Below are 12535 nucleotides of genomic sequence, written 5' to 3' on the forward strand. Positions count from 1 at the left end.
CTGAACATTTCGCGGCTGTTTATCTTCCGCCCGGTGGCGACACTGCTGCTGACGCTGGCGATCCTGCTGCTGGGTGCGCTCGGCTACCGGCTGCTGCCGGTGGCCCCGCTGCCGCAGGTCGATTTCCCCACCATTATGGTGAGCGCCAGCCTGCCGGGTGCCAGCCCGGAGACCATGGCGGCCACCGTTGCCACGCCGCTGGAGCGGGCGCTGGGGCAGATTGCCGGCATCACCGAGATGACCTCCAGCAGTTCGCAAGGCTCCACCAACGTGATCCTGCAATTTGAACTGGACCGGGACATCAACGGCGCGGCGCGGGATGTGCAGGGGGCAATCAACGCCGCCCGCAGCCTGCTGCCGAGCAGCATGCCGTCGCTGCCGACCTACCGCAAAGCCAACCCGGCTGATGCACCGGTGGTGATGCTGGCGCTCACCTCCGCCACCCGTACCAGCGGCGAGCTGTATGACCTCGCCTCCAGCCAGATTAAGCAGAAAGTGGCGCAGGTGCAGGGGGTCGGTGAGGTGTCGCTGCTCGGCAGTGCGCTGCCAGCGGTGCGCATCGACCTCAAACCCCAGCAACTGACGCACTACGGCCTGTCGCTGGACACGGTGCGCAGTGCGGTCGCCAACGCCACCAGCAACCAGCCGAAAGGCATTTTGCAGGGCAGCGCGCAATCCTGGGTAGTGGACAGCAACGGCCAGCTCGACAAGGCGAAAGCCTACCGTTCGCTGATTATCCGCTATCAGGACGGCAAAGCGGTGCGCCTCGGCGATGTGGCCACGGTGTATGACGCGGTGGAAGACAACTACAACGTCGGTTACTACAACCAGTCGCGCTCGGTGATGCTGGGCGTGACCCGCTCCGCCGGGGCCAATATGCTGGAGACCATCGACGCCATCAAGGCGCAGATCCCGGCATTGCGCGAGACGCTGCCGGGCGACGTCGGGTTGCAGATTGTGGTGGACCGCTCGCCCAACATCCGCGCCTCGCTGCGTGACACCGAAGAGACGCTGCTGATTGCGGTGCTGCTGGTGATCGCGGTGGTGTTTGTGTTCCTGCGTAACGTCAAGGCGGTGGTGATCCCGGCGCTGGCGCTGCCGGTTTCGCTGATCGGCACCTGCGCGGTGATGTACCTGCTCGGCTACAGCCTGGACAACCTGTCGCTGATGGCGCTGATCATCGCCACCGGCTTTGTGGTGGATGACGCCATCGTGGTGCTGGAGAACATCACCCGTTACATCGAAGAGGGGCTGGGGCCGGTGCGCGCCGCGCTGAAAGGGGCGCAGGAGGTGAGCTTTACCGTGCTGTCGATGACGCTGTCGCTGGTGGCGGTGTTCCTGCCGATTCTGCTGATGGGCAGCATCGTCGGGCGGCTGTTCCGCGAGTTCGCCGTGACGCTTACCGTGTCGCTGGTGATCTCGATGCTGGTGTCGCTGAGCCTGACGCCGATGCTCTGCTCCCGCCTGCTGCGGCGCAAACCGCCGGTGACAAAGCGCCCGCACCCGCTCTACCTGGCGATTGAGCGCGGCCTCAACGGCCTGCTGGCAGTCTACAGCCGGGCGCTGACCTGGGTAATGCGCCATCAGCGGCTGACGCTGTTCAGCCTGCTGCTGACCATTATGCTGAACGTGTTCCTCTACAGCGTGGTGCAGAAAGGCTTCTTCCCGAACCAGGATACCGGGCTGCTGATGGGGATGCTGCGCGCGGACCAGAGCACCTCCTTCCAGGCGATGAAGCCGAAAATGGAGGAGTTCTCGAAGATGATCCAGGCTGACCCGGCGGTGGACGGCGTGATGTCCTCCATGGGCAGCGGCGCGTTCGGCTCACGCAACAGCGCCAACTTCTTTGTGCACCTGAAAGATTTCGACAAACGTGACGCCACCGCCGCTGAGGTCGCCAACCGGCTGACCATGAAGGGCATGAGCCAGCCGGGGCTGCAACTCTTCCTGATGCCTGCGCAGGATCTGCGCATCGGCGGCCGCAGCGCCAACGCCTCATACCAGTTCAGTTTGCAGGCCGACTCGCTGGACACCCTGCGGGTCTGGACGCCGAAGGTGAAAAAGGCGCTGGAGGCGCTGCCGCAGCTCACCAGCGTGGACAGCGATTCACAAACCGGCGGGCAGGAGGTGATGCTGACCATCGACCGCGACGCCGCGACCCGGCTGGGGGTGGATGTCAGCACGCTGGATACGATGCTGAATAACGCCTTCAGCCAGCGGCAGGTGGCGACTATCTACAAAACGCTGAACCAGTACCATGTGGTGATGAACCTCAACGCCGACTTTACCGGTGACCCGGCGGTTCTGCATTCGCTGTATGTGGTGAACGATCAGGGCGCGCAGGTGCCGCTCTCCGCCTTTACCCGGCTGAGCGGGGCCAACGCGCCGCTGTCGGTGGCGCACCAGGGGCAGTCTGCCACCAGCACCGTGGCGTTTAACCTGGCGGACGGCGTGTCGCTGGAGCAGGCGCAGCAGGTGATTGATGAGGCGATGGCGAAAATCGGCCTGCCGGACACCATCCAGGCCGGGTTCCAGGGCACGGCGAAAGCCTTTAGTGACCTGACGGCCAGTATGCCGTGGCTGATTCTGGCGGCGCTGGCGGCGGTCTATATCGTGCTCGGGATGCTGTATGAGAGTTACATCCACCCGCTGACGATTCTCTCCACCCTGCCCTCCGCCGGGGTCGGCGCGCTGCTGCTGATGCTGGTGACCGGTACGCAGCTCACGGTGATTGCGCTGATCGGCATTCTGCTGTTGATCGGCATCGTGAAGAAAAACGCCATCATGATGATCGACTTCGCACTGGCGGCAGAGCGCGATCGCGGCCTGACGCCGGAACAGGCAATTGTGCAGGCCTGCCTGATGCGCTTTCGCCCGATCGTGATGACCACGCTGGCCGCCTTCTTCGGCGCACTGCCGCTGGCGCTCGGCAGCGGCGGCGATGCCGACCTGCGCAGCCCGCTGGGGCTGGCCATTGCCGGTGGGCTGGCGCTGAGCCAGCTGCTGACCCTGTTTACCACGCCGGTGGTTTACCTTTATATGGACCGCCTGAGCGCCCGTACCAAACGGCTGTGGCAGCGCCTGCGCCACCGCCCGGCAACAACTGGACACCCTGAATGAGCATGAAAACTTCCCCGTTTATCCCGGCGCTGCTGACGCTGCTGCTGGCCGGCTGCACCGTCGGCCCCGACTACCAGCGCCCCTCCGCGCCGATGACCGCGCAGTTTAAAGAGGCGAAAGGCTGGACGCAGGCCACGCCGCAGGACGCGGCCGCCAAAGGCGACTGGTGGGCGGTCTATCACGACCCGGTGCTCTCGAGCCTGCTGGCGCAGGTGCAGATCTCCAACCAAAACGTGGCGCAGTACGAGGCGCAATACCGGCAGGCGCAGGCGCTGGTGGCCGGGGCGCGCGCTGATTTCTTCCCCACGGTGAGCGGCACGGTAAGCAGCAGCCGCAGCGCCACCGGCGCGGCTTCGTCCACTAACGGCGCCGGCATCAATAACAGCCATCAGGCGCAGGTCAGCGCCAGCTGGGAGCTGGATCTGTGGGGCAAATTGCGCCGCCAGCTGGAAGATGACCGCGCCAGCGCGCAGGCCAGCGCCGCCGAGCTGGCGAACATCACCCTCAGCGCCCAGTCAACGCTGGCGCAGGACTATTTCCAGATCCGCATCATGGACCAGCAGATCGCGCTGTATCAGCAGAGCGTGGAGGCGTACCAGCGTTATCTGACGGTCATTGAGAACAAGTACCGCGCCGGCAGTGAGTCCCGCGCGACGCTGGCACAGGCGCAGACCCAGCTGGAGAGCGCCCGCGCCTCGTCGCTGGATCTCCAGTGGCAGCGCGCCCAGCTGGAGCACGCGATTGCGGTGTTAATGGGCCGCCCACCGGCTGATTTCACCCTGGCCGTCGCGAAATTAGACGCCACCCTGCCGCCGGTGCCGGCTGCCCTGCCCTCGCAGCTGCTGGAGCGCCGCCCGGACATCGCCTACGCCGAGCGCAATATGGCGGCCGCCAATGCGGCGGTGGGCGTGGCGATCGCCGGGTATTACCCCGACCTGACGCTGAGCGCCAGCGGCGGCTACAGCAGTTCGACGCTGCATAAGCTGATTTCCGCGCCGAACCGCGTCTGGTCACTCGGCCCTGAGCTGAGCGGCACGCTGCTGGACTTTGGTGCCACGCGCGCCAGCGTCGAGCAGGCGAAAGCCAGTTATGACGCCAGCGTCGCCGCCTACCGCCAGAGTGTGCTGAGCGCCTTTGAAGAGGTGGAAAACTACCTGGTAGAGCTGCACACGCTGGAGAGTGAGATCGCCGCGCAGCGCGCCGCCGCAGAGTCGGCCGGCGAGTCCGCCCGTGTGACCTATAACCAGTATCAGGCCGGGATGATCGACTACCTTGACGTTGCCACGACCGAAGCGACGAGCCTGACGCAGCAGCAGAGCCTGCTGTCGCTGCTGGCGGACCAGCGGATGACGAGTGTGAAGTTGATTGTGGCGTTGGGGGGTGGGTTTAGTGCGCCTGCGGCGCAGGGCGGGGAGTGATCCTGTCTTGCAGACTGAGGAGCCTTTTGGTTTCGATTGTTGGCAGGGTGGCATGTTTCGGTTGCTCATGTGCGGTTGTCTACCCGGCCTTCATTGCCTCAACCGAGCAGGGCGCGCCGATGCGCTCGCCCTGCACCCGCGCATTTTCGGTGTCCCGGCTGAATCATTGCCCGCGCTGCGGGTTCCCTCACTCCGCCTCCGGGCTAATCGGGCCGCCGCAGACACGCTCCCGGCGTGGCTGCGGCTCTCACGGGCATCCCTGCCCGTTCGCCCGGCCCTGCAGCTCCATTCGGCAATGATTTTTACGCCCCCACCGCTTCTGCAAATTTGTGGGTATGTAAGGAAATGGTAGGTGGGGGATTTATGGCATCCCTGCCCGTTCTCCCAGCCCTGCGTCTCCATTCGGCAATGATTTTTACGCCCCCACCCCTTCTGCAAATCTTTTGGTATGTAAGGAAAGAATAGGGGAGGATTTTTTGGAATTCCATTACCCAAAATTTTTATTTAGCTTTAGTAAAGTCATGTTTAACTACCTTGATATAGTCATCTGTTTATTGACAGGCGTATCGTTACTTTCTTTTTTATTAAAAGGAATGAAATATGATGCTGCCGAACTGTTTTTGGCTGGGGAATAATTTACCGGGAATCGGAACGGAAAGGATTAATATAAAGAGAAAGAGAGTAGTGCCGGGCAGGTCAATTAACCTGCGCAAGAAACGATCCTTATTTACGTGTCGAATAACCATGCTCTGCACTCTTCTGTTCTCTGGGGTTGTAAGTGCCGCAGGCCCTGACTGCTCAGATATCAATAGTTGGCCAACACAAATAACGGCAAATTTGCTGGCAAAGTTTGGTATTAAAAGTGAAAGCATCATCTTCGAAAAAACCAAAACTTAATTACTGGTTTCCGGAGAGATAACTAAGAAACAGGCGGAGGATTTGATTAAAAGAGAAGTTGAGCGCGCTGGCCGGATAGGGTTATCAAACGATCCCCATCTTTTTGATGATATCTATCTTTCCCAGCCTATTTATAAACAGATTTACCGCATCCAGTTTACTGACAACGCTAACCAGATGTTTCGTTTTATGACCACAACGCTTGCCTCTGATGAAGAGTGCTCCATCAGCATTGAAGCCATTGCCCGTATCTCGGATGAATTACTATGGCCGCTTTAAATCATTACCAAATGAAGCCGCAGGGCCAGCCAATCATGCAGAACGCCCATAAATCCCCCAGCTACCATTTCCTTACATACCCACGAATTTGCAGAAGTGGTGGGGCATTAAAATTATTGCCGACGAGGACGCAGGGCCGGGTGAGCACACAGGGATGCCAAAAATTCCCCCGTCTACTCTTTCCTTACATACCCAATGATTTGCAGAAGCGGTGGGGGCATTAAATTATTGCCGACGAGGACGCAGGGCCGGGTGAGCGGGCAGGACGCCCGCGAGAGGGACAGCCACGCCGGGAGCGTGTCTGGCCCGGCCCGATTAGCCCGGAGGCCGAAGGAGGGCACCCGCAGCGCGGGCAATAATTCTGCCGGGGCACCGAAAGTGCGCAGGTGCAGGGCGAGCGCACCGGCGCGCCCTGCTCGGTTGAGGCAATGAGGGTTGGGTAGGTAATTACACATGAACAACCGAAACATGCCACTGCTCTATTAAAAAGCCGTACCGTGTACTTAATGCCTGCGGGTGCAGGGCCGGCGCGCCGGCAGGCCCTGCTCGGTTGAGGCTCAGAAAACCGGGTAGTCAACCGCACATGAACAACCGAAACAATCCACCGCACACACCTATAACGAAAACCATGCCCCCGCCTGCGGCCCAAACGGCCGCCCCCTCCCCCTTTACATACATTGACAAATAGTGCGATCCCCCCACTAACCGCCCGCAAATTCAGGCTTTTCCCAGGGGTCAACTTGCAATGTGCGCAGTACGCTCTAGGGTGAAAGAGTCACTTTCTTTATGGATTGGTGCAGCGGTTTGCTGCCACAACAGATGAGACCTATGAACAGCGATAAAAATAACGCGTCAGAGGACGCCGCCGCGCAGGATGAGCAGGCACGTAAACCAGGAACCCAACGCCAAAACGATAACCAGGCCGGGAAAGATAAAAAACCAGACAACGCGTCAGACAACAACAAGGACGATCAGGACGACGGGGAGAACACCCGCAAACGTCCCGGTAAGAAGCCGCTGATCATCCTGGGTATTGTGGTCGCGGTGATGGTGGTGGTCGCGCTGGTCTGGTGGTTTATGACCCGCAACCAGGTCACCACCGATGACGCCTTCACCGAAGGCGACGCCGTGACCATTGCGCCGAAAGTCTCCGGCTATGTCACCGATCTGGCGGTAAAAGATAACCAGCCGGTGAAAAAAGGCCAGTTGCTGGTGAAAATTGACCCGCGTGACGCGGTGGCCGAACGTGACCGCGCCCAGGCGCAACTCGGCATGGCGCAGTCCCAACTGCATCAGGCCGAGGTGCAGCTGGCGCTGGCAAAAGTCCAGTACCCGGCGCAACTGGCACAGGCTAAAGCGCAACAGGCGCGGGCGGAAGCTAACCTGGTCAATGCGCAGGCGGACTACAAACGCCAGCGCGGCGTTGACCCGCGTGCCACCACCCAGCGCAATATCGATGCCGCCAACGCGCAACTCCGCACCGCCAATGCCGAACTGGAAAATGCCAAAGCGCAGGTGCAGGTCGCGGCGCAGGTGCAGTTGCAAATCCGGCAGGCGGAGGCCAACGTCGAGGCCGCCCGGCAGCAGGTGGCGCAGGCGAATGCACAGCTGGAAACCGCCAACCTCAACCTCTCCTATACCGAGGTGCGCGCGCCGTTTGACGGCTACGTCACCAAGCGTAACGTCCAGCTCGGCACGCTGGTGCAGGCCGGTTCCTCCCTGTTCTCACTGGTGTCGCGTGACATCTGGGTTACCGCTAACTTCAAAGAGTCCCAGCTTGAACGCATGAACCCCGGCGATAAAGTGATGGTCACGGTGGACGCCTACCCGGACATGGAGCTGCACGGCCACGTGGACAGCATCCAGCAGGGCTCCGGTTCGCGCTTCTCCGCCTTCCCGTCTGAAAATGCCACCGGCAACTATGTGAAAATCGTGCAGCGTGTGCCGGTGAAAATCGTCATTGACAGCGGCCTGAATCCTGACTTACCGCTGCCGCTGGGTCTCTCCGTTGAGCCGAAGGTCACCGTGGAATGAGCGGCGATCGTCAATGGAAACCCGCCAGTAACCCCTGGGCGGTCGCGCTGGTGGTAACGCTGGCGGTGTTCATGGAGATCCTGGACACCACCATCGTTAACGTGGCGCTGCCGCACGTGGCCGGGTCGCTCTCTTCCAGTTATGACGAGTCCACCTGGGTGCTCACCTCCTACCTGGTGGCGAACGGCATCGTGCTGCCGCTGTCGGCGTTCTTCAGCCGCGCGCTGGGCCGCAAAAACTATTTCCTGATCTGCATCGGCATGTTCACCCTCTGCTCGTTTTTGTGCGGCATCGCCACCGAACTCTGGCAGATGATCCTGTTCCGCATTTTGCAGGGCTTCTTCGGCGGCGGCTTGCAGCCGGTGCAGCAGTCAGTATTGCTGGACTATTTTAAGCCGGAAGAGCGCGGCAAGGCGTTTGGCCTCTCCTCCATCGCGATTATCGTCGCGCCGGTGCTCGGCCCGATGCTGGGCGGCTGGATAACCGACCACTACAGCTGGCGCTGGGTGTTCCTGATCAATATCCCGGTCGGCGTGCTGACGGTGCTGGCGGTGATGCAACTGCTGGAAGATCCGCCGTGGGAGAAGCGGCTCGAGCCGGGCAAACTCAACATCGACTACATCGGCATCGGGCTGATTGCGCTCGGGTTAGGCTGTTTGCAGGTGATGCTCGACCGGGGCGAGGATGATGACTGGTTCCAGTCCAGCTTTATTGTGCTGTTTGCGGTGCTGGCGCTGGTGGGGCTGGTGGGCGCGGTTTACTGGCTGTTCTACGCCCGCAAGCCGGTGGTGGATCTCCACTGCCTGAGGGATCGTAACTTTGCCGTTGCCAGTTTACTGATGGCCGGGATGGCGATGATCCTCTACGGCAGTTCGGTGCTGATGCCGCAACTGGCCCAGCAACAGCTCGGCTACACCGCCACCCTCTCCGGGCTGGTGATGTCGCCCGGCGCGGTGCTGATTGTGCTGTCGATCCCGCTGGTGCTGAAGCTGATGCCGAAAGTGCAGACGCGGCTGATTATCGCCTTTGGCTTCCTGTTGCTGCTGCTCTCCTTTATTTACTCCAGCCGCCTGGTGCCGAATGTCGATTTCGAAACCATGGTGCTGATGCGCAGCGCACAGTCGATTGGGCTGGGCTTCCTGTTTGTGCCGCTGACCACCATCGCTTTTGTGACGTTGTCACCCAAGCTGAATGCGGACGGCGCGGCGCTGTTCTCGATGTTCCGGAATGTGGCAGGCTCCATTGGCATCTCGCTCTCCACGGCGGCGATCACCGAACGATCCCAGACCCACAGCGCCTACCTGGCCCCGAACATGACGCCGCTGAATGAGCAGTTCAATCAGGCGGTGCAGCGCGGTGCGGCGGCCGTCCGGGATTTCAGCCACGCGGTGGGTGACCCGGTGACGCTGGCAACAGCGCAGCTATACCAAGAGATGATCAGCCAGTCCCGCGTTCTGGCCTATAACGACGTGTTTATGCTGTGCGGGATAATGTCGCTGATCATGATTCCATTTTGCTTCTTGCTTTCGCCAATCAAGAGCGAAGGCAGTGCGGGAGGTCATTGACATGGCTGTCTCTACCTTGATGTGTTCTTCGCGGGCGCCGTTGCGCCTGCTGCCCCACTCTTCTTTACGGCTGGCGGTGGCTGCGGCCGTGCTGGCGCTTGCAGGCTGTTCCGTCGGCCCGGATTACCAGCCGCCGCAGGCGCAGACGCCAAAGGCGTTTAACGATCTTACGTCCCATACTCAGGTGAAACCCGGCTCGGTGGCGCTGGCCAGCGAACCGGACCCGGCCTGGTGGCGCAGTTTTAACGATCCGCAGCTCGACAGCCTGATTGGCCGGGCGATTAACGGCAACCTGTCGTTGCAGCAGACCGTGCTGCGCATTGCCGGGGCGCGGGAGCAGGTGACGCAGGCGCGCGGTGCGTATCTGCCGTCAGTGAATGCGAATGCCAGCGTCAACCGCCAGCAACTCGGGCTGAAAGGCATTCTGGAGGCGCATGATATTCCGGGGCAACTCGAGGCCGAAAGCCCGGAGGCCGCGGATGCCCTGGGCAGCGTGACCCAGCCGGTAACGCTGTTCCAGGGCGGCTTTGACGCCTCCTGGGAGCTGGACCTGTTCGGCAAAACACGCCGGGCGGTGGAAGCGGCCGATGCCCAGACGCAGGCCACGGTGGAGCAGCGCAACGATGCGCTGGTGTCACTGGAAGCGGAAGTGGCGCGAACGTATCTGCAACTGCGCGGCGCGCAGAGCGTGCTGAACACGCTGCAAACCCAGATCGATGTGGCCCGCCAGACCACCGATCTCACGCAGAGCCAGGCGAAAAACGGCCTGGCGCCGCAGCTGGATGTGGAAAATGCACAGGCGCAGCTTGGGTCGCTGGAGGCGCAGTTGCCGACCTATCAGGCGCAGGTACGGCAGGCGATGAACGCGCTGGCGGTGCTGCTCGGCCAGCCGCCGGGCGCGCTGGATGCTGAGTTGCGCGCGGAAAAAGCGCTGCCGCCAATCCCGGCCGCCGTGCCGGTGGGCGTACCGGCAGAACTGGCGCGCCGCCGGCCAGATGTGCGCCGGGCGGAAGCGAACCTGCACGCGGCCACCGCCGAGATTGGCGTGTCGGTGGCGCAGATGTTCCCCAGCCTGTCGCTGACCGGGCAGGTCGGGATGCGTAATACCGATGTGGACTACCTCACCGACTGGAGCAGCCACTTCTACTCCTATGGGCCGCAGATTTCGTTACCGATCTTCCAGGGCGGGCGGCTGGTCTCCAATGTGCGGCTGTCACGCGCGCAACAGGCCAGCGCGGTGCTGGATTACCGCCAGACGGTATTGACCGCATTACAGGATGTGGAAAATGCGCTGGTGAGTTACCGCACCGATCAGAACCGGGTCGAGGGGCTGGAGCGCACCGCCGCCTCCCTGCAGAACGCCTACGATCTGGCCAGCGAGAGCTACCGGCAAGGGATCACCACCTTTATTAACGTGCTGGATGCACAACGCCAGCTGGCGCAGGCACGGCAACAGGCCACTGAGGCGCGGGTCCAGACCAGTACCGATCTGGTGGCGCTGTATAAAGCATTGGGCGGCGGCTGGCAGCCCTACCAGAATATCGCCCTGCCGGCCTATTCGGTATTTGGCCCGGCACAAACGGTGCCTGTCGCCCCCTGACCCCACAGGCGCCCACCGGGCGCCTTTTTATTTCCGTTGCGTGACAATTTCATTTATCTTCCGCGCTCTCTGGGTTTCCTCTCTCTTTCCTCTCCTCTGGTTTAAAACAGAACAATTCCCTGCTGAAACCGATGAGCCGCGCTAATTAAACCTGATTTTTATATGGTTAATAATAAAATGCACTGTGTTATTGCCGGCCTTATTTTATTTTTTTCTTCTGAATGCAAAACTCATTAAAATCATTATTTATCATAACGTTAATAATTATAATCTCCTTTTCAGGATGATGCCGGGGATTTCACTTGCACAATAAAATGTGAAAAATCCTGTCAACTTAATAAAAATCGCTTATGCTTCAGGAGCAGTATTTTTTTTCATCTGTCCGGTGGGTTTCCAACGCGCCAGATGCTGTCTTACACCGAATTATAAAAAGGCAAGGCTGAAAGAGCCGCCAATAACCGTGCCTATTCACAGCAATGATCCGCCCCATTTTGTTTCATGATGGGGATAATTCATGGTTATCCCGGCCGATATGCCGGGCTTCTTATTCGGGAAATACGATGGTCTCGGTAAATAAAATGGCGAGTAAATTTGGTCACTTCCGCGTCTCTTCACGCAACGTGTTTGTTCCGCTTTTTCTGCTTTCCCCCCTCAGTGCGCTGGCCGCCGGTAACTATTTTGAGGCCCGCAACGATGCCATGGGCGGCACCGGTGTGGCGTCTTCTGCGTATGGCTCTGCGGTGCTGGCCAACCCGGCATTGATGACCAAAGCGACCGGCACCGATGATATCAGCGTGATTTTCCCGGCCGTGGGGGTGCAACTCACGGATAAAGACAAAATCCTCGACAAAATTGATGACCTTTCCGACAGCGTGGACAGCTACGGCGACAGCATCACCAGTTACAGCGCCCTGCGCCGGGCGGCGGGCGATCTGGCCGGCGATCTGCGCAGTATTCAGGGCAGCCAGGCCTGGGCCAATGCCGGGGCCGCGCTGGCGGTCACCCTGCCGAACGATCAGCTGCCGCTCGCCTTTGTGGTGAAGGCCTACGGCAATGCGCACGTCAGCACCGATGTGTCGCAGGGGGATATTGATTACCTGCAACAGATTGCCGATGGCGTGCGCATCCCGCTGCCGGGCGATGAAGACCGCCTCACCTCCAGCGCACACGGGCGGGCCGCGATTATCACCGATTATGGCGTAGCCATGGCCCATGAATTCAACGTCGGCGGGTTGCCGGTGTCAGTGGGCGTGACGCCGAAAATCCAGCACACCACGCTCTATAACTACTACACCTCGGTGTATGACTACGATAAGTCAGACATCACCAACGGTGAGTATGAGAAAACCAATACCGGTTTCAACGTGGATGCCGGGGTGTCTGCCGATCTTTCTGATGCCTGGACGCTGGGCCTCAGCGCGCAAAACCTGGTACCGCGTGACATCGACACCAAAGAGGTGAACGGCTACCGCGATACCTACCAGATCCGCCCGCTGGTGACCGGTGGGGTCGCCTGGCATAACGAGCGCGTGACCGCCACGGCAGACGTGGACATGACGCCGACCAAGCGCTTTAAATCGGAAGAAGATACCCAGTACGCCGGGGTCGGGGCGGAGTACCGC

General features: G+C 60.6%; 8 protein-coding genes. All 8 read left to right on the plus strand.

The features are described from left to right. Nucleotides 1-3120: a multidrug efflux RND transporter permease subunit gene (locus CYR55_RS20345; protein WP_101818177.1), complete on the plus strand. Its 3120-nt coding sequence runs from the start codon at nt 1-3 to the stop codon at nt 3118-3120. Between the two features lie 2 nt (nt 3121-3122). After that, nucleotides 3123-4538: an efflux transporter outer membrane subunit gene (locus CYR55_RS20350; protein WP_101818170.1), complete on the plus strand. Its 1416-nt coding sequence runs from the start codon at nt 3123-3125 to the stop codon at nt 4536-4538. A gap of 600 nt (nt 4539-5138) precedes the next feature. Continuing rightward, entirely contained in the window at nt 5139-5435 is a 297-nt protein-coding gene (locus tag CYR55_RS23400) for a hypothetical protein (protein WP_146001012.1), read from the plus strand. Between the two features lie 42 nt (nt 5436-5477). After that, nucleotides 5478-5714: a hypothetical protein gene (locus CYR55_RS20355; RefSeq protein WP_101818171.1), complete on the plus strand. Its 237-nt coding sequence runs from the start codon at nt 5478-5480 to the stop codon at nt 5712-5714. An 819-nt stretch (nt 5715-6533) separates the two neighbouring features. Then, nucleotides 6534-7748, plus strand: a complete 1215-nt coding sequence (locus tag CYR55_RS20360; RefSeq protein WP_420912742.1) for an HlyD family secretion protein — start codon at nt 6534-6536, stop codon at nt 7746-7748. Beyond that, on the plus strand, nt 7745-9313 hold the full coding sequence (locus CYR55_RS20365; RefSeq protein ID WP_101818173.1) for a DHA2 family efflux MFS transporter permease subunit: 1569 nt from the start codon (nt 7745-7747) through the stop codon (nt 9311-9313). The genes CYR55_RS20360 and CYR55_RS20365 overlap by 4 nt, the downstream gene beginning before the upstream one ends. A gap of 19 nt (nt 9314-9332) precedes the next feature. Continuing rightward, nucleotides 9333-10913, plus strand: coding sequence for an efflux transporter outer membrane subunit (locus CYR55_RS20370; protein ID WP_175580821.1), 1581 nt, complete (start codon nt 9333-9335; stop codon nt 10911-10913). A gap of 578 nt (nt 10914-11491) precedes the next feature. Continuing rightward, on the plus strand, nt 11492-12535 hold a 1044-nt coding region (locus CYR55_RS20375), incomplete at its 3' end, for a conjugal transfer protein TraF (protein ID WP_101818179.1).

This window comes from Chimaeribacter californicus (assembly GCF_002858675.1).
In the GTDB taxonomy this organism is placed as follows: Bacteria; Pseudomonadota; Gammaproteobacteria; order Enterobacterales; family Enterobacteriaceae; genus Chimaeribacter; species Chimaeribacter californicus.

Bases quoted from the DNA above. Each gene is read 5' to 3' on its own strand.
- CYR55_RS20360 (WP_420912742.1), top strand. From the start codon at position 6,534: ATGAGACCTATGAACAGCGATAAAAATAACGCGTCAGAGGACGCCGCC.
- CYR55_RS20365 (WP_101818173.1), top strand. From the start codon at position 7,745: ATGAGCGGCGATCGTCAATGGAAACCCGCCAGTAACCCCTGGGCGGTC.
- CYR55_RS20350 (WP_101818170.1), top strand. From the start codon at position 3,123: ATGAAAACTTCCCCGTTTATCCCGGCGCTGCTGACGCTGCTGCTGGCC.
- CYR55_RS20370 (WP_175580821.1), top strand. From the start codon at position 9,333: ATGTGTTCTTCGCGGGCGCCGTTGCGCCTGCTGCCCCACTCTTCTTTA.
- CYR55_RS23400 (WP_146001012.1), top strand. From the start codon at position 5,139: ATGATGCTGCCGAACTGTTTTTGGCTGGGGAATAATTTACCGGGAATC.